This window comes from Vibrio sp., assembly GCF_048266485.1.
Lineage (GTDB): Bacteria > Pseudomonadota > Gammaproteobacteria > Enterobacterales > Vibrionaceae > Vibrio.
Map to the genome: position 1 here is coordinate 91,656 of NZ_JBLWZK010000008.1, position 24,976 is coordinate 116,631.

General features: G+C 42.2%; 21 protein-coding genes. 12 read left to right on the top strand and 9 right to left on the bottom strand.

The window, feature by feature from the left end; translation table 11 throughout:
• The first annotated feature begins 5 nt into the window (after positions 1-5).
• From ACN0T8_RS10880 to narI, 4 genes are read left to right on the top strand one after another with little or no spacing between them, the layout of a single operon-like run.
• Positions 6-3,782: a nitrate reductase subunit alpha gene (locus ACN0T8_RS10880; RefSeq protein ID WP_417880644.1), complete on the top strand. Its 3,777-nt coding sequence runs from the start codon at positions 6-8 to the stop codon at positions 3,780-3,782.
• Positions 3,783-3,784: 2 nt separating this feature from the next.
• Positions 3,785-5,380 (top strand): nitrate reductase subunit beta, encoded by a 1,596-nt coding sequence (gene narH, locus ACN0T8_RS10885; protein WP_417880645.1) that lies wholly within the window; start codon positions 3,785-3,787, stop codon positions 5,378-5,380.
• On the top strand, positions 5,380-6,117 hold the full coding sequence (gene narJ, locus ACN0T8_RS10890) for a nitrate reductase molybdenum cofactor assembly chaperone (protein ID WP_417880646.1): 738 nt from the start codon (positions 5,380-5,382) through the stop codon (positions 6,115-6,117). Before narH ends, narJ begins: the two co-directional genes overlap by 1 nt.
• Positions 6,114-6,803, top strand: coding sequence for a respiratory nitrate reductase subunit gamma (gene narI, locus ACN0T8_RS10895; RefSeq protein WP_417880647.1), 690 nt, complete (start codon positions 6,114-6,116; stop codon positions 6,801-6,803). Before narJ ends, narI begins: the two co-directional genes overlap by 4 nt.
• Before the next feature lie 74 nt (positions 6,804-6,877).
• Here narI and ACN0T8_RS10900 read toward each other — a convergent pair whose 3' ends face one another.
• Positions 6,878-8,053 carry a benzoate/H(+) symporter BenE family transporter gene (locus tag ACN0T8_RS10900; RefSeq protein WP_417880696.1) on the bottom strand — a complete coding sequence of 392 codons (1,176 nt, stop codon included), beginning with the start codon at positions 8,051-8,053 and terminating at the stop codon, positions 6,878-6,880.
• Between the two features lie 111 nt (positions 8,054-8,164).
• Positions 8,165-9,046, bottom strand: a complete 882-nt coding sequence (locus tag ACN0T8_RS10905; RefSeq protein WP_417880648.1) for a LysR family transcriptional regulator — start codon at positions 9,044-9,046, stop codon at positions 8,165-8,167.
• Positions 9,047-9,180: 134 nt separating this feature from the next.
• On the opposite strand from ACN0T8_RS10905, the gene ACN0T8_RS10910 reads away from it, so the two are divergent.
• Positions 9,181-9,618, top strand: a complete 438-nt coding sequence (locus tag ACN0T8_RS10910) for a PACE efflux transporter (RefSeq protein ID WP_417880649.1) — start codon at positions 9,181-9,183, stop codon at positions 9,616-9,618.
• On the opposite strand, the gene ACN0T8_RS10915 is transcribed toward ACN0T8_RS10910, so the two are convergent.
• The gene (locus ACN0T8_RS10915) at positions 9,615-10,382 is read right to left on the bottom strand and encodes a sulfite exporter TauE/SafE family protein (protein WP_417880650.1); all 768 of its coding nucleotides are present in this window, start codon (positions 10,380-10,382) and stop codon (positions 9,615-9,617) included. The genes ACN0T8_RS10910 and ACN0T8_RS10915 overlap by 4 nt on opposite strands.
• 180 nt (positions 10,383-10,562) lie before the next feature.
• Between ACN0T8_RS10915 and ACN0T8_RS10920 the strand changes: the two genes are divergently transcribed.
• Together ACN0T8_RS10920 and ACN0T8_RS10925 are read left to right on the top strand one after the other, a co-directional pair.
• Positions 10,563-10,784, top strand: coding sequence for a TA system antitoxin ParD family protein (locus ACN0T8_RS10920; RefSeq protein ID WP_417880651.1), 222 nt, complete (start codon positions 10,563-10,565; stop codon positions 10,782-10,784).
• Positions 10,777-11,067: a type II toxin-antitoxin system RelE/ParE family toxin gene (locus tag ACN0T8_RS10925; RefSeq protein ID WP_417880652.1), complete on the top strand. Its 291-nt coding sequence runs from the start codon at positions 10,777-10,779 to the stop codon at positions 11,065-11,067. The genes ACN0T8_RS10920 and ACN0T8_RS10925 overlap by 8 nt, the downstream gene beginning before the upstream one ends.
• A gap of 44 nt (positions 11,068-11,111) precedes the next feature.
• Here the strand turns inward: ACN0T8_RS10925 and ACN0T8_RS10930 are convergent, their stop codons facing one another.
• From ACN0T8_RS10930 to ACN0T8_RS10940, 3 genes are read right to left on the bottom strand one after another with little or no spacing between them, the layout of a single operon-like run.
• Positions 11,112-11,708, bottom strand: coding sequence for a glutathione S-transferase family protein (locus ACN0T8_RS10930; RefSeq protein WP_417880653.1), 597 nt, complete (start codon positions 11,706-11,708; stop codon positions 11,112-11,114).
• A gap of 24 nt (positions 11,709-11,732) precedes the next feature.
• Entirely contained in the window at positions 11,733-12,161 is a 429-nt protein-coding gene (locus tag ACN0T8_RS10935; protein ID WP_417880654.1) for a GNAT family N-acetyltransferase, read from the bottom strand.
• A gap of 14 nt (positions 12,162-12,175) precedes the next feature.
• Positions 12,176-13,009, bottom strand: coding sequence for a pyruvate, water dikinase regulatory protein (locus tag ACN0T8_RS10940; protein WP_417880655.1), 834 nt, complete (start codon positions 13,007-13,009; stop codon positions 12,176-12,178).
• A 317-nt stretch (positions 13,010-13,326) separates the two neighbouring features.
• Between ACN0T8_RS10940 and ppsA the strand changes: the two genes are divergently transcribed.
• Positions 13,327-15,702: a phosphoenolpyruvate synthase gene (gene ppsA / locus ACN0T8_RS10945; protein ID WP_417880656.1), complete on the top strand. Its 2,376-nt coding sequence runs from the start codon at positions 13,327-13,329 to the stop codon at positions 15,700-15,702.
• A gap of 263 nt (positions 15,703-15,965) precedes the next feature.
• Here ppsA and malQ read toward each other — a convergent pair whose 3' ends face one another.
• Positions 15,966-18,158: a 4-alpha-glucanotransferase gene (malQ, locus tag ACN0T8_RS10950; protein ID WP_417880657.1), complete on the bottom strand. Its 2,193-nt coding sequence runs from the start codon at positions 18,156-18,158 to the stop codon at positions 15,966-15,968.
• A gap of 380 nt (positions 18,159-18,538) precedes the next feature.
• Between malQ and malT the strand changes: the two genes are divergently transcribed.
• Complete coding sequence (gene malT / locus ACN0T8_RS10955; RefSeq protein WP_417880658.1) at positions 18,539-21,259, top strand: HTH-type transcriptional regulator MalT; 2,721 nt, start codon at positions 18,539-18,541, stop codon at positions 21,257-21,259.
• A gap of 75 nt (positions 21,260-21,334) precedes the next feature.
• Entirely contained in the window at positions 21,335-21,706 is a 372-nt protein-coding gene (locus ACN0T8_RS10960; RefSeq protein ID WP_417880659.1) for a hypothetical protein, read from the top strand.
• 85 nt (positions 21,707-21,791) lie between these two features.
• Here the strand turns inward: ACN0T8_RS10960 and ACN0T8_RS10965 are convergent, their stop codons facing one another.
• The gene (locus ACN0T8_RS10965; protein WP_417880660.1) at positions 21,792-22,070 is read right to left on the bottom strand and encodes an addiction module antidote protein; all 279 of its coding nucleotides are present in this window, start codon (positions 22,068-22,070) and stop codon (positions 21,792-21,794) included.
• Between the two features lies 1 nt (position 22,071).
• Positions 22,072-22,371: a type II toxin-antitoxin system RelE/ParE family toxin gene (locus ACN0T8_RS10970; RefSeq protein WP_417880661.1), complete on the bottom strand. Its 300-nt coding sequence runs from the start codon at positions 22,369-22,371 to the stop codon at positions 22,072-22,074.
• Between the two features lie 340 nt (positions 22,372-22,711).
• On the opposite strand from ACN0T8_RS10970, the gene ggt reads away from it, so the two are divergent.
• Complete coding sequence (gene ggt / locus ACN0T8_RS10975; protein ID WP_417880662.1) at positions 22,712-24,502, top strand: gamma-glutamyltransferase; 1,791 nt, start codon at positions 22,712-22,714, stop codon at positions 24,500-24,502.
• A gap of 10 nt (positions 24,503-24,512) precedes the next feature.
• A complete protein-coding gene (locus tag ACN0T8_RS10980) occupies positions 24,513-24,974 on the top strand; it encodes a DUF302 domain-containing protein (protein ID WP_417880663.1) in 462 nt (153 codons plus the stop codon).
• Positions 24,975-24,976: the final 2 nt, after the last annotated feature.

Genomic DNA, 24,976 nt, shown 5'->3' on the forward strand with positions numbered 1-24,976 from the left:
TCCGGATGAGCAAATTTCTTGACCGGTTTCGTTACTTTAAGCAGCTCGGTGAAACCTTTTCAAATGATCATGGCCAAACATTAAAGACCAATCGCGATTGGGAAAATAGCTATCGTAGTCGTTGGCAACATGACAAAATTGTTCGATCCACTCACGGCGTTAACTGTACCGGCTCTTGTAGCTGGAAAATTTATGTCAAAAATGGCCTAGTAACTTGGGAAACTCAACAAACCGATTATCCAAGAACTCGTCCAGATCTTCCAAACCACGAACCTCGTGGCTGTCCTCGTGGCGCAAGCTACTCTTGGTACCTTTACAGTGCCAACCGTGTAAAATACCCAATGATCCGTAAACGTTTGTTGAAACTATGGCAAGAAGCCAAACAACAACATAACGATCCAGTTGATGCTTGGAAATCCATCACTTCAGATCCCGCAAAAATGCAGCAATACAAAAAAGCGCGTGGTCGTGGTGGATTTGTTCGCGCAAACTGGGCAGAAGTGAATGAGTTAATTGCTGCGGCAAACGTTCACACAGCCAAAGAACATGGTCCAGACCGTATCGCTGGTTTCTCACCAATCCCAGCTATGTCTATGGTGTCATATGCTTCTGGTGCTCGTTACTTATCGCTTATCGGTGGTACATGTTTAAGCTTCTACGATTGGTATTGTGATTTACCACCTGCCTCTCCAATGACTTGGGGCGAGCAAACGGATGTGCCCGAATCTGCAGATTGGTACAATTCTTCATACATCATTGCTTGGGGTTCAAACGTTCCACAAACACGTACGCCTGATGCCCACTTCTTCACCGAAGTTCGTTATAAAGGGACAAAAACTGTTGCGGTAACCCCTGATTACGCTGAAGTAGCCAAATTATGTGACCATTGGTTAAATCCAAAGCAAGGTACTGACAGCGCGATGGCATTGGCAATGGGTCATGTTTTATTAACTGAATTCCACACGAAACGCCAAGTGGAATACTTCAAGAACTACACTCAACAATATACAGATATGCCAATGTTGGTTGAGTTAGAAAAACGCGAAGACGGTACTTTTGTTCCTGGACGCCAATTACGCGCATCTGATTTGGTCGATAACCTTGGTCAAGATAACAATCCTGAATGGAAAACCATTGCCATTGATGACGCAACGGGCGAACTGATTGCACCACAAGGCTCAATTGGTTACCGCTGGGGTGAAGATGGCAAATGGAACCTTGAGCAAAAAGATGGCAAAACCGATCAAGAAAGAAACCTACGTTTAAGCTTGGTGGATTCTTGTGATGAAGTGGTTAATGTTGGCTTCCCTTACTTTGGTGGCCTACCAAGTGAGCACTTTAAAAATGTGGAACTTAATGATGTTATTCAACATAAACTGCCTGCTAAGCGCCTAACTAATGCGCAAGGCAATGACATTTTAGTCACCAGTGTTTACGACCTCACCATGGCAAACTATGGTGTTGATCGTGGCTTAAATGATGAAAATTGTGCAACAACCTACAGTGAAGTAAAAGCCTATTCTCCGGCTTGGGCTGAGCAAGTTACTGGCGTTAAACAAGAAGAAATCATCAAAATTGCACGTGAGTTTGGTGAAAATGCTGAAAAAACTCGTGGCCGCTCTATGGTCATCGTTGGTGCAGGCCTGAACCACTGGTTCCACATGGATATGTCTTACCGAGGCATCATCAACATGTTGGTATTTTGTGGTTGTGTTGGTCAAAGTGGTGGCGGTTGGTCACATTATGTCGGTCAGGAAAAACTGCGTCCACAAACTGGCTGGCAACCTCTTGCCTTTGGTCTAGATTGGCAAAAACCGCCTCGTCATATGAATGGTACGTCTTTCTTCTACAACCATTCAAGTCAATGGCGTTATGAGACAGTGAACTCAAATGATCTTCTTTCTCCATTAGCAGATAAATCTCGCTACAGCGAAAGTTTGCTTGATATGAATGTAAAAGCAGAACGTTTAGGCTGGTTACCGTCTTCTCCACAATTCGACATTAACCCTCTGACCGTGGCAAAAAAAGCAGAAGCAGAAGGCTTAAGTGCTGAAGATTACATGGTGAAAAACTTAAAAGATGGCAGTATCAAGTTCGCCTCTGAGCAGCCTGAAGATCACTACCCTCGTAACTTATTTATCTGGCGTTCCAACCTATTAGGTTCTTCCGGTAAAGGCCATGAATACATGCTGAAGTACTTATTAGGTACTGAGAATGGCGTTCAAGGTAAAGATCTTGGTGAGCAAGGCAAAGTAAAACCAGAAGAAATTGAATGGAAAGATACCGGCACTGAAGGCAAGTTAGATCTTGTTGTAACGCTTGATTTCCGTATGTCGAGCACGTGCTTATTCTCTGACATCGTTCTGCCTACTGCGACTTGGTATGAAAAAGATGACATGAATACATCAGACATGCATCCATTCATTCACCCTCTTTCAGCCGCTGTTGATCCGGCTTGGGAAGCAAAAAGTGACTGGGAAATCTACAAAGGCATTGCGAAGAAATTCTCAGAAGTCTGTGTGGGCCATCTCGGTGTTGAAACCGATCTTGTTTCATTGCCAATCCAACATGATTCAAATGCTGAAATTGCTCAGCCATTTGATGTGCGAGATTGGAAAAAAGGCGAATGTGACCTTATCCCAGGTAAAACAGCGCCACACCTAAAAACCGTGGTTCGTGATTATCCAAATACTTATGAACGCTTCACCTCCCTTGGTCCAATTTTGGATGAGCAAGGTAATGGCGGTAAAGGTATTAATTGGGAAACTCAAGTTGAAGTCGATTTCCTAAAAGAGCTGAACTACACCAAAACAAAAGGGGCAGCTGAAGGACGTCCATTAATTGAAAGCGCGATTGATGCCGCTGAAGTTATCTTATCTCTCGCACCTGAAACTAATGGTCAAGTGGCGGTGAAAGCTTGGAGCGCATTAAGTGAGAAAACCGGTATTGACCACACTCACCTTGCAACCAATAAAGAAGACGAAAAAATTCGCTTCCGTGATATTCAAGCACAACCACGTAAGATCATTTCAAGCCCGACTTGGTCTGGTTTAGAGGATGAACATGTATCTTATAACGCATGTTATACCAACGTACATGAGCTGATCCCATGGCGTACGCTATCAGGCCGTCAACAGTTGTATCAAGATCACCAATGGATGCGTGATTTCGGTGAAAGCTTAGTCGCTTATCGCCCGCCAGTTGATACTCGTTCAGTACAAAGCGAAATCAATAGAAAGAGTAATGGCAACCCTGAAAAAGCGTTGAATTTCATTACTCCACACCAAAAATGGGGCATTCACTCAACGTACAGTGAAAACCTATTGATGCTGACGCTTTCTCGCGGTGGTCCGATTGTTTGGATGAGTGAAGATGATGCGAAACAGCTTGGTATTGAAGATAACGATTGGATCGAAGCCTTTAATAGCAATGGCGCATTGACTGCTCGTGCTGTTGTTAGCCAACGTGTTCCAGAAGGTATGGTGATGATGTATCACGCCCAAGAACGTTTAGTGAATATTCCTGGTTCGGAAATCACACAACAACGTGGCGGTATCCATAACTCCGTGACTCGTATTACACCAAAACCGACGCATATGATTGGTGGTTACGCTCAGCAATCTTACGGATTTAACTATTACGGAACGGTGGGTTCTAACCGTGATGAGTTCGTTGTGGTTCGTAAGATGAAAGACGTGAAATGGCTAGATGACGAAAATAACGACTATGGCCAAGAAAAAGCCATTGCTCAAGCTTCAACAAAAACTGGACAGGAGAAATAAGCATGAAAATCCGTTCTCAAGTCGGCATGGTGCTTAACCTAGACAAATGTATTGGCTGTCACACCTGTTCAGTCACTTGTAAAAATGTATGGACCAGCCGTGAAGGTATGGAATACGCCTGGTTCAACAACGTCGAGAGTAAACCTGGTGTGGGTTACCCGGCAAACTGGGAAGACCAAGACCAATGGAAAGGTGGCTGGATCCGTAAAATCAATGGAAAGTTAGAACCAAGAATGGGCAGCAAGGTTGGCGTATTGTCAAAACTATTCAATAACCCAGATATGCCATCGATTGATGATTATTACGAACCGTTTACTTTCGATTATGAGCATCTACAAAATGCCAAAGAAAGCAAACATCAGCCTATTGCTCGTCCACGTTCGTTGATCACTGGCCAACGTATGGACAAAATTGAAAATGGTCCAAACTGGGAAGAAATTCTTGGTGGTGAGTATTCAAAACGTTCCAAAGATTACAACTTAAACACATTTGGTTTCGAGCAAAAACAAAAAGAAATGGTCGGTGAATTCGAAAACACCTTCATGATGTATTTGCCTCGTCTGTGCGAGCACTGTTTAAACCCAGCCTGTGTGGCAACTTGTCCTAGTGGCTCAATCTACAAGCGTGAAGAAGACGGCATTGTCTTGATCGACCAAGATAAATGTCGTGGCTGGCGGATGTGTTTAACTGGTTGTCCATATAAGAAAATCTACTTCAACTGGAAATCAGGAAAATCTGAAAAATGTCTTTTCTGTTACCCACGAATTGAAGCTGGTCAACCAACGGTATGTTCCGAAACTTGTGTTGGTCGTATCCGTTATTTGGGTGTGATGCTTTATGACGCCGACAAAATTGAACAAGCAGCATCAACCGAAAACGTCACCGATCTTTACCAAGAACAGTTGAATGTTTTCCTCGATCCTAATGACCCTGAAGTGATTAAAGAGGCACAGGCTCAAGGGATCCCGATGAGCACAATAGAAGCAGCGCAAAAATCACCAGTCTATAAAATGGCAGTTGATTGGAAATTGGCACTACCGCTTCACCCAGAATATCGCACCCTTCCTATGGTGTGGTATGTGCCACCACTATCACCAATTCAATCAGTAACGGATGCAGGCGTACTGGATGGTGATGGCGTGTTGCCTGAAATTGAACGTTTACGTATTCCCGTAAAATACTTAGCAAATTTATTAACGGCAGGTGACGAAAAGCCGGTACTGAACGCGTTAAAACGTATGCTTGCAATGCGTCATTATAAACGCTCAGAAACCGTTGATGGTGTGATTGATACATCTGCACTAGAAGAAACAGGCCTCACTGAAGCACAAGCGAAAGAAATGTATCGCTACCTAGCCATTGCCAACTACGAAGATCGATTTGTGATCCCAGCAAGTCATCGTGAAATGGCAAAAGAGTCTTTCCCTGATTCTTTTGATAACAAAGGTGCTTTTGCTGAGAAAAGTAGTTGTGGCTTTAGCTTTGGTGACGGATGTCATGGGGGCGGAAGCGACAATAAATTCAACCTATTTGATAGTAAACGTATTGATGCCATTAACATCGAGCCTCAAACATCAAACAAAAATGGAGTGGAATAATGGAAAATCTAAAAATTATTTCATTATTACTTGAATATCCAGATCATGAGATCTGGTTACACAGAGACGAGTTGATGAAAGACATTTCAGAAATGCTGTTTCTTAGCCCTGCTCAAATGAGTCGTTTATATACCTTCATTGAAGAACTAACAGAGCAAGATTTATTAGATGCTCAATCTAACTATATCGAATTATTCGACCGAGGCCGTTCACTATCATTGTTATTGTTTGAACACGTACATGGTGAATCAAGAGATCGTGGTCAAGCCATGATCGACTTGATGGAACAATACAAAACGGTAGGCTTACAAATCGAAAGCATCGAATTACCTGATTATTTACCGGTTTATCTTGAGTATTTATCGACACAAACTCGTGAAGAAGCCACCCAAGGATTGGCCGATATTGCCCCCATCTTGGCCCTACTTGGTGCTCGTTTAAAAAAACGCGGCAGTAAATACCAACATTTATTTACGTTACTACTTGAATTATCAGGTACAAAAGTACGCCCGAAACATTTAAATAATAATGTAGAAAAAGAAGATCGTGATGATACACCAGAAGCTTTAGATGCCGTTTGGGAAGAGGAACAAATCAAATTCTTAGGTGAAGAAGGCTGTGCTTCTGCTGAGCAAAACATGCATCAAAAGCGTTTTTCCGACAGTGTACAACCCCAATATATCAGCTTAGATTCATTGCCATTAAGCTCTAACTCAGCCACTGGAGGACAATTATGAGTTTTCTAAATACCTTCTTTTTTGACGTGTATCCTTATATTGCCAGTGCTGTATTTTTCATTGGTAGTTGGATCCGTTATGACTACGCACAATACACATGGCGTGCAGGTTCAAGCCAAATGCTCACTAGCCGTGATGATAAGCGTTATATGCGTATTGCTTCCAATTTATTCCACGTAGGCATCTTGGGAATTTTTGCTGGTCACTTTGTCGGTATGCTAACCCCGCATTGGATGTATGCGCCATTTATCACCATTGCCGCGAAACAAAAACTGGCTATGATTGCTGGTGGGGCTTGTGGTTTGATGACGGTGACCGGTGGCGCGATGCTACTTAAACGTCGCTTGACTAACTCACGCGTTCGCGCAACATCTAGCTTTGCTGATATCGGCATTCTAACGCTATTGGTGATCCAAGCAACCCTCGGTGTTCTAACTATTCCATTCTCTGCACAACATATGGATGGCAGTGAAATGATGAAATTAGTTGGCTGGGCACAATCAGTAATGACGTTTGGTGCCGATTCTTCTGCTCACTTAGATGGGGTTGCTATAATATTTCGAGTTCATATAGTGTTAGGTATGACTCTGTTCTTGTTATTCCCATTCTGTCGTTTAGTCCATATTTGGAGTGTACCGGTAGAATACCTCACCCGTAAATATCAGCTTGTTCGTCAACGCCGATAATCAGTAAAAAGTGCCGAAATCTTAATCAAGGTTTCGGCACTTTTCTTTGAATAACGATCAGCAGCCTTTTGGCTCTACTTGCCCATCACCTTTTTATGTACAAGCCCAGCGATTAAACCCCAAAGTGTCGCTCCGATACCGAACAAGGTAATCCCCGACAAAGTCACTAAAAACGTATATAGCGATGACTCACGTAAACCTTCATCTGAAAACGCACTTTGCATGCACATTAATAGCGTTCCAAGTAACGCAAGGCCAGCCAGAATATTTGAAACCTCCTTTGGTAGAGCAAGGAAAATAGTTACCACTGCGGTAGCCCATAAACCAGCAATGACATAAAACACGCCCGCCCACATGGCTGAACGGTAACGCTGCGTTCTATCTTCATCTACCTCTTCATTCATACAAATCGCGGCTGAAATCGCGGCAAGGTTTAAACTAAAACCACCAAACGGAGCAAGAAGCATATTAAAAATGCCAGTGCCAATAAACACAGGCTTGCCAGGTACTTGATATTGATAACTGCGTATCATGGCAAAGCCGGGTAAGTTCTGCGACAGCATGGTAATAATGTAAAGCGGTACGCTTAGGTTAAGCATCGCCATCAAATCAAAATCAGGCGTGACCCATACGGGTTTCGCGATATCTAACGAAATACTTTGCCCATCAAATGCACCAGAAAAAATAGCAATCGCCACACCGACAATGAGCAATAACATCATGGCATAGCGAGGTAAATAACGTTTCGCGACAAAAAAGGTCACCACCATTAACCCAAATGTTGCAGGGCTAGTCATCACAGGCGTAAACGCTTTAAGACAAAATGGTATCAAAATAGCTGCCAACATAGCGGTTGCGAGTTGAGATGGGATCTTTTCAATCAAGCGACTAAGGGGAGATATTAAACCTGTAAGCACAATCAAAAAGCCTGAAATGATAAAAGCACCAATCACTTCAGGTAGAGCGTATTGCCCTACTACCGCCACCAACATTGCCGCACCGGGGGTTGACCACGACATCAATACCGGCATCTTATAATACCAAGAATAAGCAATCGAGCTTACCCCTACCATTAACCCTAAAACCAATAACCAACTGGCAATTTCTAAAGGGTTTGCTCCGGCTGCGGTAGCGGCTTGTATGATAATAACAATTGAGCTGGTATAACCGATTAACACTGCAGTAAAACCTGCAGAAATATGGCTAATATTCCCCCACGACTTTAAGTGATCTAACTTTACATCATCCATCATTTGCGCCGACTCTTCCTTGTATCCGTGACTCAATTCAAGCCATCATATCCAAATCTATCTAATCAAGTCACTCTATCTAGCCACTCTACCTAACCAGCAAACAAAGCATTAAAGCTGAATACATTTAAGCTGAGCAATTAACTCTTGGGTAGCCTTACCCTGTGGATGTTGAGTTGACCAAATAAGATCGATTCCTTGCTTCCATGGCTGAGACTCGAAAGACAACTCTAGTCGCTTTAATTGATTCGAAGAAACAAAATCGTTGACTACTTGAGCCGGTAATGAAGCCCAACCTAGCCCTTGTTGTAACATAGGTATAGTCGAATGTGCACTTTCTGTACGCCATACTTGATCAGACACGCGCCATCTTGGCGTATCTTGATTGTATCGACCAGTGATTAAAAACTGACGGTAGTTCTCTAGCATTTGCCATGTCAGTTTTTCTTCCTTGGCCAGAGGGTGATCGACACCAGTTACACACCAAAACTCCAAAGAGCCCAACCCATAGACTTCAATTTCTCCGGGATACATCAATTCTAACTGCTGTAAAACGGCCAGTTGCGCTCGACCATCACGAATGAATTCTAACACCTCGCTCTCATTCACATGCAAAATTTCTATTTCGACTAATGGATATTGTTGCTCAAAATGACACAGAGCTTCAGCCACCGCTTGTGTCATCGCCATTGATTCCACCACCAGCGTGATCTTTTCTTCAACACCCATTTGATAAGCATCAGCTGCCGATAAAAATATCCCACATTCGTTCAATATTCGCTTAGCGCGTAGTAATAATGCTTCTCCGTGTGACGTCAATTTTGGCGAGCGAGTGGAGCGATCAAACAAACTTAAATTTAAGTCATCTTCAAGGTTAGCAATTGCGGTACTGATTACTGATTGCGCTTTGCCTAAATGCCGTGCGGCAGCTGAAAATGATCCTTGTTCCGCAGCGACAACAAATGCTTGTAATTGGTCTATTGAAAATCGCATCTTTTATTCCTGCCCAATTTATTTAGATCTTGACCTATCTAAAAAAACGATAGTTATTAACTAGAATATATCTTATTTAGTATTAATAATAGCAACTGTTTTATGGTTAGATTAGCAATTTAGTTGAGGAAAAAATGCGTACAACCTTTGATAGACTAAGACACACTATCTGCTTTGAATTAATTGGTCTGGTGATTTTGACCTTAGGTGTGGCAAAACTGATTAATATGGATATGACTAAGATAGGTATTTTGGCGGTTGCGTTTTCAATCATCGCAACGGTATGGAATTACTTCTACAACATTTTATTTGATAAAGCGATGCTAAAGCGTACCGGACAACTGAATAAAACGGTCGCAATACGAGTGTTTCACGCAGGGTTATTTGAGCTAGGATTACTGGTGATCACACTACCTATTATGGCGTGGTGGTTAGAAATAAGCTTGGTAGAGGCATTAATTTTAGATCTAGGAATGGCGTTATTTTATCTTATTTACGCTTTCATTTATAACTTGGCTTACGACCGAATTTTCCCGATTCCGCAAACCAAGCAAGTAAGATCTAACGCTTAAGCAGTAAAAAAGCTCCAAATAAGGTTTAACGCAATAAAGGTTAATGCAAATTTCAGCACAACATGGAAGTGCTGATTTGATACTTTATCCAGTACCTTCTTACCTACAAACGTACCGAAAAAGCCAACGAGGATCATCAGCCCTATCACGCCAATCCATTGCTGATAGGCAAAACCCAACATACCAAAAATAACCGCCTTAATAATATGTTGAATCGACATAAAACAAGACATCGTTGCGCCGAGTTCACGACGATCGGGCAGAATATTCTTAATCGTTGCAATCAGAAATGGCCCCGTTGCGCCAACAAACATGGTCAAGAAAGCGGTAAAAGCTCCGATACCAAGCAGCCCTTTTTTCCCTTGTAAACTCAACTTGATAGGCACCCAACTGCTGATCAAAATGAACACGGCCAAAATAAGTTCTAAGTACTTGGTAGGCAAGTTTAAAGCAAGATTCCCCCCAATCACTGCCCCGACAACACTACCAACAAAAAACCATCCTAAATATTGCTTTTGAATATAGCGTCGCATCAGCACCGCACGCCCCGCATTCGAACCGAGTTGCACAATGGCGTGAACCGGAATCACCGCCGCCGCTGGCATCATAGTGATCATAAATGCAATTAACGTCGCCCCACCGCCTACTCCAATAATAACATTGAACATAGACGTCATACCGCTTAAACCGATTAAGGAAAAAAACTGTACCGTGCTAAGGTCATCGGGTTTTAAATGAAGAATTAAATCAGTAAAGACTTGCATAAAATGAATTCAGGAAAAGGAACAAACTCCAATTATATACCTAAGTCATCGTCAAATGCGATTTGGATGTGGGTGTTAATTTTTCAGTTTTGTAAAATAAACAACAGCTGAAGCAGCTTGCAGCATTTGTAGCAAGTTACTACAATAAGCCTATATATAAACCAAATAAGGAAACACCACATGGCGACTACAAGCGTACGTATTGACCAAGAACTTGTCGATAAAGCGGCTATCATGGCTAAAGCACTAAACCGCACTACACCAAAACAAATTGAACATTGGGCTAAAATTGGTGAAATGATGGAAGATAACCCTGACTTACCTTACGAATTTGTAAAACAAGCCATTATCGCAAAAGCAGAGAAAGAAGCGGGTAAGTTAGAGGCTTATACTTTTGACTAAAATCACCAACATTCTTCAAACTCCAGCGTTTAAAAAAGCGGTCAAAAAGCTACATAAAAACCAAAAAGTGGACTTAGATAATGCCATTCGTGAGCTTCTTAAAGATCCCTATTTAGGCGAACAGAAAAAAGGTGACCTATCATTTCTGCGAGTATATAAATTCAAGATGGTTAAACAATTAACTTTACTCGGTTATAACTATGAAGATGGCACGGTAACTCTTGAACTCATGGCACTAGGGGCTCATGAAAACTTTTATCGCGATGTCAAAAAGGGTTATTAATTCGAGGATGTAATGAGATAAACGACAACCTCACCTAGTCTGTACTAACTCATCCCCACATAACCTTCCATACTCCCGATAGAATCAATCCAACGCTCGATATTTGGGTAACTGGCTAACTCAAAACCACCTTCATGGGCGACATGGGTGTAGGAATACAACGCAATATCAGCGATCGAGATGCTATTCCCAACCAAGAAAGCAGATTGCGATAATTGTTGCTCCATGATTTTCAGGGCTTTGTGACCGCCAGATTGCAATGATTGGTATTCTTCAAGCCGGTGCTCTGGCATGCCTTGGTATTTTTGTATAAACCGCGCAACAGCGATATAAGGTTCATGCGAATATTGCTCAAAGAAAAGCCACTCATAAACTTTGGCTTTCTGGTATCTATCGGTTGGTAAGTACCGTGTCCCTTCAGCAAAGTAGCTTAATATGGCGTTAGATTCACACAACACCTGACCATTATCAAAAACGATGGTTGGAATTTTTCCATTTGGGTTGAGTGACAAAAACTCGCTTGTTTGAGTTTCTTTATTGAGGATATCAACATACTGCCAATCGTGTTGAATATTTAAAAATGACAATAATAGTTTTACTTTCAAGCAGTTTCCCGACTGCAAATCGCCATATACGAGCATTCCATTCTCCGTATGTATTAAAATTTAAACCAACGGTTTCTCCATATAGAAAAACCGATCATCTTCTTTTACCACAACAAAGCCACTACGCTGATATAAATGAAACGCAGGGCTAATCTTAAACACTCTCAATTTCACTTTTTTAATATCAGATTGCAACGTTAATCGTTCTATTTCTTTCAAAACCGCTGAACCTACCCCTTTTTTTTGGTAGGAAGAACTGACTTGTAGATCTCTTAAATAACAACTGTCAGCTTCAAAAGCTAAGCGAAATGTTCCAATAATTTGACCTTCTTCGACTATGTCCCAATTATCTAAACTTTTAACTTGATCGACTATCTGCTGTTGCTGCCATTCAACGCCATACTTCTCGTAATACGGCGACATGTTTTGATAAGTGATCTCGGCTGAGAAGGCTAAGTCGTCCGTTGGTTGGAATAAAATATTCATCATAAACCCTACCCTAGTTACCACATCGATCGCTTCAAGCTACTCAATTCCAATAAACGTGTCGAGATTTCTTCGACCGATAAAGTAGTGGTATTAAGATAAGGGATTGCTTCACGACGAAATAAAGATTCCACCCGATTTAGCTCTTTTTCACATTGCTGTTGACTGGCGTAGTCACTATTGGCGTAACGTTCGTGGCGAATTGCCATTAAACGTTCGGTATCAATCGTTAGCCCAAAAGTTTTGAAGCGATAAGGTTCAATTTCTTTAGGGAGTTTTAACGCAGACATATCATCTTCGATAAACGGATAATTTACCGCACGAATGCCAAATTGCATCGCAAGGTACAAGCTAGTCGGGGTTTTTCCACAACGAGAAACACCAAGCAAAATGATATCTGCTTGATCCAGGTTATTAAGAGACAGCCCATCATCATGCGCCAATGTGTATTCTACGGCAGCAATGCGATTTTGATAACTGGCAGCATCTTTTTCAATGCTGTGAGAGCGGTGTAATTGTGGGCTAGGCTCTAAACCCAAATCTTGCTTTAACGGTTCGACTAAAGCATTTAACACATCATAAAAATATGCATTCGCTTGCTCAATAATCGCTTTCACTTCTGGAATAACAATAGAGAAAAACACCAAAGGCTTTTGCCCCGTTGCTTGATGCTTTTCTTCAATCAAGCCTTTTACATATTCGGCCCGGTCAATAGTCTCCACAAAAGGTAAGGTAGTTTGTGAAATTTTCAATGGGAACTGCCCTAATACTGCATGCCCTAAAGTTTCGGATGTGATCGCAGTCCCATCTGAAACATAAAAAACATATCTGAAATCTGCCTCATTATTCATAACCAACTGATTCCTAAGTTTAAATTTTTAAGTTAATTGTAATATTAATTTTTTGTGAATTTTTACAACTACAATTACACAAAATATTTTTATAAGGTATAGCAAAGCAAGGTTCATTGTGAAGTGGTCTCTCCATTTATACTTAACTTAAGTTCAAAACTGAGAGATGAGTAATCATTCATAGTGACATGCGCAATATACTGAATGATAAAAATAACAGACATAAGAGTAACTTTTTCCAGTCAAGGTAAGTTACCAACATAGCTTACTGAGACTGTTTTATAACAATCCAAAACAAACAGTCTAGGAGATACGCCGTGGGTCAAAACGTGCTTTGGTACGATGCTTTATCAATGAATGATGTTGATAAAGTCGGGGGTAAAAATGCATCTCTAGGTGAGATGGTAGCCAACTTGTCTAATGCTGGGGTAAAAGTGCCGAATGGATTTGCCACTACCTCTTTTGCTTTTAATCAATTTCTAGAAACCAATCGACTCAATGAGCGAATCTATCAACTATTAGATACTCTCGATGTTGAAGATGTTAATGCTTTGAAATCGGCTGGTGAAACCATTCGCAACTGGGTACTTGAAGCCCCACTCCCCCCTCAACTTGAAAACGATATTCGTGATTACTACCAAGAACTCAGCAACGGCGATGACAAGCTTTCGGTTGCGGTACGTTCTTCGGCCACTGCAGAAGATTTACCCGATGCTTCTTTCGCAGGCCAGCAAGAAACCTTCTTAAATGTGCGTGGTATTGATGCGATTATCGAGGCTACCAAACATGTCTTTGCTTCTCTATTTAATGATCGAGCTATCTCCTACCGAGTTCATCAGGGATTTGACCATAAAGGTGTTGCACTATCGGCTGGTATTCAACGTATGGTGCGCTCAGATAAAGCGGCCTCTGGCGTCATGTTTACCCTAGATACAGAATCTGGCTTTGATCAAGTCGTCTTCATTACCTCTTCTTGGGGTTTAGGTGAAATGGTCGTACAAGGTGCGGTTAATCCTGATGAGTTCTACGTTCACAAACCAATGTTACAAGCAGGTAACCCAGCCGTTGTACGTCGCACGATTGGTTCAAAACTGATTAAGATGATTTACGCCGAAGGTAAAGAACTCGGCACACAAGTTGAAATCATTGATACCGATGCATCTGAACGCAGCCAATATTCATTAACCGATGACGAAATTCAAGAGCTAGCTAAACAAGCCTTAATCATTGAAAAACACTACGGTCGACCGATGGATATCGAGTGGGCAAAAGATGGCATTACCGGTGAGTTATTAATCGTTCAAGCGCGTCCTGAGACCGTTCGTTCTCGTGATAATCAACAAGTGATGGAGCGTTTTCAATTAAACGAAAATAGCCAAAACTTGATTGAAGGTCGTGCAATTGGTCAGCGTATAGGCGCCGGTGTCGTACGCGTCGTGCAAAATCTAGATCAAATGGATCAAGTACAAACTGGCGATATATTAGTAGCCGATATGACCGACCCTGATTGGGAACCGGTGATGAAGAAAGCTTCTGCTATTGTTACTAACCGTGGCGGTCGAACTTGTCATGCAGCGATCATTGCACGTGAACTCGGCATTCCTGCGGTGGTCGGTTGTGGGGAGGCCACCAGCAAACTAAAAGATGGACAGACAGTAACCGTTTCATGTGCCCAAGGTGAAACCGGTTATGTGTTTGAAGGTGAACTCGATTACGAAATCAAACGCTCTTCGGTCAGTGACCTACCCGACTTACCACTCAAAGTAATGATGAATGTTGGTAACCCAGATCGTGCCTTCGATTTTGCGTGTATTCCAAACGAAGGGGTTGGCCTTGCTCGACTCGAGTTCATCATTAATAAAATGATAGGTATTCACCCGAAAGCGCTGCTGAATTACGAAGAGCAATCGGCGGAACTTAAAGCTGAAATAGACCAACGTATTATTGGTTACGCCAACCCTGTTGAGTTTTACATTGAGAAGCTCACCGAAGGTATTTCGACCCTAGCGGCGGCATTCTGGCCTAAGCGCGTGATTGTGCGGATGTCCGATTTCAAATCCAATGAATATCGTAATCTGGTTGGTGGCATTAACTTTGAACCGACCGAAGAAAACCCAATGCTTGGTTTCCGTGGCGCATCTCGTTATATCTCACCAAAATTCCAAGACTGCTTTGCTTTGGAATGTGAGGCGATTAAACGAGTCCGCAATAAAATGGGCCTCAAAAACGTCGAAATCATGATCCCATTTGTGCGCACGACTAACGAAGCGGCATCGGTCATTGATTTACTGGCTAAGTTCGATCTACGTCGTGGTGAAGATGGCTTAAAAGTCATCATGATGTGTGAGCTTCCATCCAATGCAATTTTAGCGGAAGACTTCCTAAAATACTTTGATGGATTTTCCATTGGCTCGAACGACATGACCCAACTAACACTAGGCTTAGACCGGGATTCTGGTGAAATCGCTCACATGTTTGATGAACGAAATGCCGCGGTAAAAGCCATGTTATCAATGGCGATTAAAGCGGCGAACAAAGCTGGGAAATATGTAGGAATTTGCGGCCAAGGTCCATCAGATCACGATGACCTCGCTCAATGGTTAATGGAACAAGGCATCGATTCGGTATCTTTAAACCCTGACACGGTTTTAGAAACCTGGGTACATTTAGGAACCAAAGTGCCAAATAATTAATCTAGCTGATCATTTCATGCTATAAATCAAAAAACGAGGTCATCATGATCTCGTTTTTTCTATCAAAATACACTATCTATCAATATTAATTAGACAAAATTTAGATAAAAAAAACCGAGCATATTTCCTGGCCGGGAAATGTTGCTCGGATAGGTAGGATTAATACAACTCTTTCCCTTATTACAAGGAGTGAAAGAAGGAGCATTAGTGCACCAAACGGTGCGACCTATACAATGAACTGTTACTAAGCCGTCTTACCAATCTCAGTAATTAGTACGACGTGCTTGAGTTAATTTTGCTTCCAGTTGCAAGATATCGTCTCTTGCAAACATGTCTTCTAATGTAGACACCAATTTTCGTCTCCAGTTCGGATATTCATCCATTGTTCCTGGAATATTTACTGGTGTATCCATTTCTAACCAATCTTCCAGCTGTAAACTAAGTAAAGCACTGCTTCCAGTTGCCATATGCACTTGCATTGCTTCACTTAACGCTTGGTTAATCTCCACCTCATCGTCATGATTTCGCACTAGTTCAGGAAGGTGATTATGTTGTTCTAATGTTTCAATAATATGTCGTCTACGTGATTTTCTATCTTCGAACAACACATTTAATTGCTCTTCATCTGGATACAAACCAATCTCACGACCTAGAGTTAAATCTGCACTATTCCAAAAGCCTCGTAATGTCGGCATATCATGGGTACATAATGCAGTCATCGATTGCTGTTTGTACTGTTCTGGTGCAATATATTGCCCATCTTGCTCAGTTTCAAAAAAGAACACTTTGTAAGAATGGATACCTGCATCATTGAGCTTTTCAACAATCTCTTCAGGAACGGTCCCTAAATCTTCACCAATCACTGCGCATTGATGACGATGACTTTCCAGTGCCAATATCGACATTAAATCATCAACCGGGTAGTAAATATACGCGCCATCTTTGGCAGTTTTACCTTTTGGGATCCACCACAACCGCAATAAACCTAAAACGTGATCGATTCGTAGTGCGCCGCAATTACGCATATTAGCTCGTAGCAAATCGATAAACGGTTGATAAGCTAATGCTTTAAGCTGGTACGGGTTTAACGGTGGCAAGCCCCAGTTCTGCCCTAGTGGCCCGAAGATATCAGGTGGTGCACCAATACTTACATCTTGGCAAAGGGCACCATGGTCTGCCCAAGTCTCCGCTCCCGAGTCGCACACGCCGACGGCCAAATCACGATACAACCCTAGCGCCATGTCCTTTTCTTCTGCTAACTGTTGTACTTGAGTCAGTTGCTCATCGGCAAGCCATTGCAAGTACATATACAACTGCACTTTTGACTGATTATCTTTAATGTAATTTTGCACTTCTGGTTTGTCGAAATGCTGAAGGCTTTCATCAAAAACTGGCCAGCCCCAAACACAATCATCTTGTGCTTTTAAATCTGCGTGCAATGCATCAAAAGCGGCTTGATGAAGCAAACTCTCGCCACCTAATTCAACAAACTTGACAAAATCTTGGGCGCGTTTTGTTTCCTTATTAACTTCCTTGTCAATAAAGGTTGAAAATAGTTCCGGCAAGATTGCCATTTTGAGCGCTGAAACTTCTGTATAGTCGACCCACTCTTTCGCGCGGTTATCAGATAAACGCTGTTGGAATATCGAATCTGCTACCATCGCCTGTGCTTTTTCACTTTTCGAGAATTCAGGCACCGCTTCTACATCAATGTACATCACATTCAACCAGCGACGAGACGATGGACTATATGGACTCGCGCCTTCTGGATTCGCTGGAAACAAAGAATGAATTGGATTCAAACCGACAAAATCACCACCTCCTTCGGCAATTTTTTCCACTAAGTATTTAAGATCAGAAAAGTCGCCGATACCCCAGTTGGTTTTTGAAGTCACCGAATAAAGCTGAATACTCGGGCCCCATAAACGTTCGCCTTCGACTAACTCTGCTTGCTTAAAGCAAGATTGAGGTGTCACAATCAACGACATCATAAACGGCTTATTACGGCGTTTACGAAAGAGTGATAATTGGTGATAACCAAGCGGCAACTGATTCGATAATGAAAAGACTAGGTAACCTTTTTCAGCGCGATGGTCTTCAATAATTTGAGATTCTAAATAGCCTTCAAATCGCTCACCTTGTTCAGTTTCTACTAACCAAGAAAACTCGCTCAGCCTGGCAGATGCATTGATATGTAATTCAACCAGCACTTCTTTGTTAGCATGCACCACCTTCACGCTTGGCAGTACATCGACCTTATGACGTTGCTCGGCTTGATCTAATAATGTGGATTTATCTGCCGTGTCATAACCAAGTGCTTGCAATAGTTCTTCGATGGTTTGTTCGCTCACATAGGCTTCATCGCCCCACGCGCTGATATAACGGTCAACAATCCCTTCTAGAGTAGCCACTTGTTTTAATATTGAATGAGATTGCGCTGAATTTAAGTCTTGCATCGAATGCTCCATAACGTCTTCTTAAAAACATCTGTCGTCGAAATCTTTATTTTTAAGAACCTATGCCTTTAAAAACATAAAATACTTCGAGAAGTCGTGTTCATTTTCGTTACATTCAATATTGCCGATTAACCTAAAATATCGCATCCTCCCTTTTAACGGCGTAGAGGGATGAGAGTTAGGGCGTAGCTGAAAGAAAGCTTGAACAAAATGAGATCTATAGCAGGATTTACAGTATAAACCTGAGTCAGATCACATCATCTTGCCGATCGCATGGTATGTTAAAGCGAAATATCGGCTTATAACTAAAATTAAAATTTACAAAAATATGAGCTAGGTAACAAAAAAACTTAACTATTTCTCAGAGAATCATCGCTGCTATGTGGATACCTTCCAAACTCAATCGACCAGCTCGACTACACAACGCCATTTTACGCTCTCGCCTACTTGAAGCTTTAGCCCATGCGCCTTTCTATAAATTGGTGTTATTTCGTTCCCCCGCCGGTTACGGTAAAACCACTATGGCTGCACAATGGTTGAACAATCACCCAAACCTAGGTTGGTTCAACATTGATGAAAGTGACAATGACGCCTTTCGCTTTGTGAACTACTTTCTACAAGCTTTCAATAAAGCAACTAATGATGCCTGCCCAAATACTCAAGCACTGGCAGAACGTCGTCAATTTGCCAGCTTAACCAGTTTATTTAGCGAACTATTTGCCGAGTTTGGTTTCAACGACACTCAAACCTACCTAGTACTCGATGATTATCATTTAATTACCAATGATGAGATCCACGAAGGTCTGCGCTTTTTCTTAAAACACATGCCCGACAACATTACCTTAGTAGTCACCAGCCGAACTCATCCTCCGCTCAACACCGCTAACTTGCGAGTACGTGATTTATTAATCGAAGTCGATAATGATCTGCTGGCGTTTGATAAAGAAGAAACCGAACGCTTCTTCCATAAACGCATTACGGATAACCGCTATCAAGCCGATATCTTAGAAACCATCCGCACTCAAGTTGAAGGTTGGCCATCGGCATTACAGTTGATTGCACTACATGCACAGCAATTTCCCGGCACCTTAGAAAATTCTGCAGTCTCAATTGCCAATTTCAACCAAGACCATATTTGGGACTACCTCGCCGAAGAAGTGTTTGATCAATTAACCCCAGAATTACAAACCTTTTTACTTCAATGTTCGGTTCTTGATATGTTCAACGCAGAACTAATCTCCGAGCTAACCGGCAGAGATGATGCGCTTGCAATGCTGGATTCACTCAACCGTTTTGGGCTGTTTCTTCACCCAATGGAAGGAGCAGATAATTGGTTCCGTTTCCACAATTTATTTGCTGAGTTCTTACGCCACCAGCGTTATACCCAGATTCCGGGGCAGCATAATCAACTGCACTACAATGCGGCCAAAGCCTGGCTCAAACAACAAAGACCACAAGCAGCTTTAATTCACGCACAAAAAAGTGGTGATGAAATCCTGATGAGTCAAATCTTGTCTGATCACGGTTGGGATATGTTCAACCACGGTGAACTACAGGTAGTGGAATCGGCCATTAACCATTTAAGTGACGAAGTACTTTTTGCCTCGCCACGCTTGTCTTTATTGCGTGCTTGGTTGGCACAAAGTCAGCACCGTTATAACCAAGTGTTCGATTTGATCGTAGAAGCCGAAGAAAAAATGACAGAGCACAATATTAAATTGACCGACACACAAGTTGGTGAATTCAAAGCGCTTTCAGCTCAAGTTGCCATCAACCAAGATAATCCTGCGCTTGCTTTAGAAACCGCCGAGTTTGCCTTACAACAACTTCCTCATTCGAGTTTCCGTAGTCGCATTGTCGCCACTTCAGTGATTGGCGAGGTGTACCATGTGATCGGAGAGCTTGATAAAGCCTTTGAAACCATGCAAAAAACCGAAGTCATGGCGCGAGAAGATGGCGTATTCCACCAAGCGTTATGGGCGATTTTGCAGCAAAGTGAAATTCAATTGGCGCGCGGTTATGGCCAAGCAGCATTTGAATTACTCAATAAAGCCGAACAGCTAATTAAAGAGCAACACCTACACCAGCTGCCTTTGCATGAGTTTATGCTACGCATTAAGGCGCAAATTTTATGGTGTTGGAATCGCTTAGATGAAGCCGAACAATGTGCCCACCTAGGCTTAGAAATCATGGCACCATTTGAAGATTCTAAATCCTTACATTGCTATTTAATGCTAGCCCGAATCGCCATTTCTCGCGGCGAATTAGATAAAGCGGCTCGATATTTAGACACTTGTAATCAGCTTAAAGCCAATAACCGATACCACATTGATTGGCGCGCTAATGCTGATCTTTCCAACCTACTCTATTGGCAAGCTACTCATAATCAGCCAGCCATTGAGCAATGGTTAAATGAATGCGAAGAGCCTCGATCTGCGGTTAATCACTTCCAACAATTACAATGGCGTAATATTGCCCGTGCTGCCTTGTTAGTCGGTGATTTAGATCGTGCGGAAAATATTCTGACGCATCTACAAACACAAACTTCAAAGCTAAAACTGGTTGCTGATAAAAACCGTAATCTAGTGCTCGAAGCCGTACTGGCAGAGAAACAAAACCAACCACAAAAAGCTCAGCAATGTATTCACGAAGCGTTATCACTCACCAATAGCACCGGCATGATAGGTAACTTCTTATGCAATGCTGAGACAATATCACCACTGATTAAATCATTAGTGAACGAGAAGAAACTTGCTGAACTTGAACTACACCGAGCGCAAAACTTACTGCAATTAATGACCAATAAAGAACGTGTTCGTGCAGTACATTTTGATGAAGAATTTGTGCAAAAACTGCTAACGCTGCCAGACCTACCAGAGCTCATTCGCACTAGCCCATTGACTCAACGTGAATGGCAAGTGCTAGGCTTAATTTATGCTGGGTTAAGTAACGATCAAATCGCTGCCGAGTTTGATGTTGCGCCGACGACGATCAAAACGCACATTCGTAACCTGTACCAAAAAATGGGATTAGATAACCGACAGCACGCAATCAAAACTGCTGAGCACTTAATTCAATTAATGGGGTTTACGGCCCATTAATAAACGTTATCTCGTGCTATAAAGATGTATACCCAATTACGAAGGGTACAAAGCCACCTGATTAAGGATGATCTCATGGCCACGTTTTTGCCCAACAAACCACATCACAATAAACCAAAACCCACGTTCACTCTCAGCCGGAGTGAGCGTTATCTCTTCCTATTGCTAACAGCACTTCTCACCCTTGGAGTAGTCTGGAAAATTGATGATAGTGCTACTCAACGCAAAGCCATCACCCCACTCAAACAGCACCAATACTTATTTAATCAAGCCTGTCAGCAAGCACTGAATAACGGCGCAGATCGCAATGTCTCCTATTGCACCGCCGCGCAACACTACGACCATGTTTTGATGTTAGCGTTAAAAGACAACCATATTGATTTAAGTGAAGCGGTTGAGCTGGAAAGTTATTTTCAGAGGCAGTATCGGGGGTTTAGTAATAATTAAGTTTGGTTTTTTGAATTATAAAAAACAAAAAGCCCCACCGGTTAAGTGAGGCTGTTCAACGTGCTAGGTGTGTACCATCTTAGGGCTAGGCTACTGCCAAGTTCAAGCCTATAGCATGAGTCACTTTATAAATCGTATTCCATTTAGGCTGCGTTTTACCATTGAATGTTTTGTATAAACTTTCACGGCTTAATCCTGTTACCTCTGCCACATCAGCCATACCATGCTTTTTGACAAGATGACCAAGTGCTGAAACAAATACTGTCGGATCATCATCTTCAAGACATTCACGCAAGAAATCATTAATTTCTTCTTGTGTTTCCATGTAATCAAAAGGATTAAATGGGCTAGTTTTATTGTTCATACTAATCCTCCATTTCGGCTAGTAGTTCATGTGCTTTTGCTATGTCTTGTTGCTGCGTGCCTTTATGTCCACCATTGAGTAACAATATGATTTTGCTACCACGAATAGTGAAATAAACGCGATAGCCCTTACTCACAAAAATACGCATTTCTTGAACAGGTGTACCAACATTTTTCACATCGCCAAAGTTTCCATTTTCAGCCCGCACAATGCGCATTAAAATCGCTCTGATTGCAGCCCTGTCTTTTAACTTTGAAAGCCATTTATCAAATGTTGGCGTTTTTTCAATCGTATATTTCATTTATCCAATTGTAGCCTATAGGATACTAATGGCAAGTTGAACTTATCCTTTTCTGAGGCAGTAACAAATTCGAGTCCTAAACCACATATTTGTTTATTTTCTACCTTCATCCCACTTTTTTTGCTTTGCGACCTACCGAAATAACGAATTATCAACCACACTAAATGTGTCAGTTTAGAGAGAACACTAAAACACTGACGAAACACAAGCTCAACTAAGACTTTTGCACACCTTTATAACCTTAGTTGCTCTGCTTGTTACAAACTCTTGGCTTTAGTTGCAGACCTCCCCACCCTTGCAGCTAAAGCCAATTTTTGATCATGAGTCACGAGGGATCCCGATGACCAATACACTTTCTAGAACACTACACCATAATCATTCCGTTTCTATTCTCAGCAGTTTTACCAAGCACAGCTCTATCAAAAAGGCCTTATTCGGCGCTGTTTGCTTATTTAGCGCAGGCACTTATGCGCAAACCCCTGCTATTTATTCTAGCGACAGCATTCACCACCCAGTTTGGGCTGAACATGGCATGGTGGCGAGCCAAGAAGAACTGGCTTCGAAAATCGGTGTTGAGATCCTAAAACAAGGCGGTAATGCAGTGGATGCCGGTGTTGCGATCGGTTTTGCTTTAGCTGTCACACTACCGCGCGCGGGCAACATTGGCGGCGGTGGTTTTATGATGATTTACGATGCCAAAAAGAAACGCACCTTTGCCTTAGATTATCGTGAAATGGCTCCCTCAAAAGCGTACAAAGATATGTACCTTGATGAAGATGGCAATGCAGTTGAAGAACTGTCGCGTTTTCATGGTTTAGCGGTTGGCGTACCGGGTACGGTGGCAGGCCTAATCACTGCTCTCGAAAACTACGGCAGCATGGACTTAAAAACCGTAATGGCTCCAGCAATCAAACTGGCAGAACAAGGCATTATTGTTACCCCTGATTTATATACCTCGCTACAAAGCGCCAAAGAACGACTACAAAAATGGGATAGCAGCAAACTCGTATTCTTTAAAGATAGCGGTAAAACTGACTACCAAATTGGCGATAAACTGATTCAAAACGATCTCGCTAATTCCCTTAAACTGATCGCTGAAAATGGCCGTGATGGTTTTTATAAAGGCAAAACCGCCAAAGCGATTGCCGATTCAGTGACTACGGCAGGCGGCTTAATGACAGTCGAAGATTTAGCGAGTTATAAAGCGGTGATACGTGAACCGGTAATGGGAAGTTATCGAGGTTACAGCATTGCTTCTATGCCACCACCATCATCGGGCGGGGTTCATATTATTCAAATCTTAAATATTTTGGAAAATTACCGCATCGGCGAAATGGGCCATAACACCGCAGAGACCATCCATGTGATGGCTGAAGCAATGAAGCTCGCTTATGCAGACCGCGCAGAATACTTGGGCGATCCTGACTTTGTAACAGTACCCATGAAAAGCTTAACCAACAAAGACTACGCTCATAGTTTGCAACAACAAATCTCACAAGACAAAGCGCGCCCAGCCAAAGAGATTAAACATGGCCAGCCGATGCCTTATGAAAGTGACCAAACGACTCACTTCTCTGTCATGGATAAAGATGGCAACGTGATTTCTAACACCTACACCTTAAACTTCTCTTACGGTACGGGTATGGTCGCCAATGGCACTGGGATCTTACTCAATAACGAGATGGATGATTTTTCTGCCAAGCCCGGCGTACCGAATGGTTATGGCTTGATTGGCGGAGAAGCGAATGCGGTCGAAGGCGGTAAACGTCCACTTTCTTCTATGAGCCCGACGTTGGTATTTAAAAACGGTAAACCAATTCTGGCAACCGGTAGCCCCGGTGGTAGCCGAATTATTACGACTACTCTACAAATCATCATGAATGTGATTGATCATAATATGAATATCGCCGAAGCGACTCATGCAGTGCGTGTTCATCATCAATGGTTGCCTGATGAATTACGTATTGAGAAAGGTTTGAATCAAGACACCATCAAACTGCTGCAAGCGAAAAAACAAAACGTCGTCGAAAAAAGTGCAATGGGTAGCACTCAATCGATTATGCATACGGATAAAGGCTTCTTTGGATCGTCAGATCCAAGAACGCCAAGCGCATTAACTACCGGATATTAAGGAATAAAACATGAAAAAATGGACAACAATGATACTCAGCACCTTAGCACTATTAAGCCCAGTTCTCGCTTGGGCCAATACAGACAACGGACTGGTACAAGTGCAAAGTCAACATAGTGTGCAAGAGACATCTGATAAACTTGTTAAGGCGTTAAACTCAAAAGGAATGACGGTTTTTGCGCAGGTTGATCACGCGGCGGGCGCAAAGAAAGTCGATATTGAATTACGCCCCACTCAAGTGATCATTTTTGGTAATCCGAAAGTAGGTTCTCCATTGATGGTTTGCCAACAATCCGTCGCTATTGATCTACCACAAAAAGCGCTGATTTCAGAAGATGAAAGTGGCAAAGTTTGGTTAACCTATAATGACCCTAAATATTTAGCCTCACGCCACCAGATCCAAGGTTGTGACGAAGTATTGAATACAGTGTCCAACGCCTTGGCGAACTTTGCTAAAGCGGCGACACAGTAATC

Coding starts and splice junctions, on each gene's coding strand:
- ACN0T8_RS10965 (WP_417880660.1), bottom strand. CDS start 22,070: ATGAACAATAAAACTAGCCCATTTAATCCTTTTGATTACATGGAAACA.
- narH (WP_417880645.1), top strand. CDS start 3,785: ATGAAAATCCGTTCTCAAGTCGGCATGGTGCTTAACCTAGACAAATGT.
- ACN0T8_RS10915 (WP_417880650.1), bottom strand. CDS start 10,382: ATGCAAGTCTTTACTGATTTAATTCTTCATTTAAAACCCGATGACCTT.
- ACN0T8_RS10900 (WP_417880696.1), bottom strand. CDS start 8,053: ATGGATGATGTAAAGTTAGATCACTTAAAGTCGTGGGGGAATATTAGC.
- ACN0T8_RS10970 (WP_417880661.1), bottom strand. CDS start 22,371: ATGAAATATACGATTGAAAAAACGCCAACATTTGATAAATGGCTTTCA.
- narI (WP_417880647.1), top strand. CDS start 6,114: ATGAGTTTTCTAAATACCTTCTTTTTTGACGTGTATCCTTATATTGCC.
- ACN0T8_RS10960 (WP_417880659.1), top strand. CDS start 21,335: ATGGCCACGTTTTTGCCCAACAAACCACATCACAATAAACCAAAACCC.
- ACN0T8_RS10910 (WP_417880649.1), top strand. CDS start 9,181: ATGCGTACAACCTTTGATAGACTAAGACACACTATCTGCTTTGAATTA.
- narJ (WP_417880646.1), top strand. CDS start 5,380: ATGGAAAATCTAAAAATTATTTCATTATTACTTGAATATCCAGATCAT.
- malQ (WP_417880657.1), bottom strand. CDS start 18,158: ATGCAAGACTTAAATTCAGCGCAATCTCATTCAATATTAAAACAAGTG.
- ACN0T8_RS10905 (WP_417880648.1), bottom strand. CDS start 9,046: ATGCGATTTTCAATAGACCAATTACAAGCATTTGTTGTCGCTGCGGAA.
- ACN0T8_RS10880 (WP_417880644.1), top strand. CDS start 6: ATGAGCAAATTTCTTGACCGGTTTCGTTACTTTAAGCAGCTCGGTGAA.
- ACN0T8_RS10930 (WP_417880653.1), bottom strand. CDS start 11,708: ATGCTCGTATATGGCGATTTGCAGTCGGGAAACTGCTTGAAAGTAAAA.
- ACN0T8_RS10920 (WP_417880651.1), top strand. CDS start 10,563: ATGGCGACTACAAGCGTACGTATTGACCAAGAACTTGTCGATAAAGCG.
- ACN0T8_RS10980 (WP_417880663.1), top strand. CDS start 24,513: ATGAAAAAATGGACAACAATGATACTCAGCACCTTAGCACTATTAAGC.
- ACN0T8_RS10935 (WP_417880654.1), bottom strand. CDS start 12,161: ATGATGAATATTTTATTCCAACCAACGGACGACTTAGCCTTCTCAGCC.
- ACN0T8_RS10940 (WP_417880655.1), bottom strand. CDS start 13,009: ATGAATAATGAGGCAGATTTCAGATATGTTTTTTATGTTTCAGATGGG.
- ggt (WP_417880662.1), top strand. CDS start 22,712: ATGACCAATACACTTTCTAGAACACTACACCATAATCATTCCGTTTCT.
- malT (WP_417880658.1), top strand. CDS start 18,539: ATGTGGATACCTTCCAAACTCAATCGACCAGCTCGACTACACAACGCC.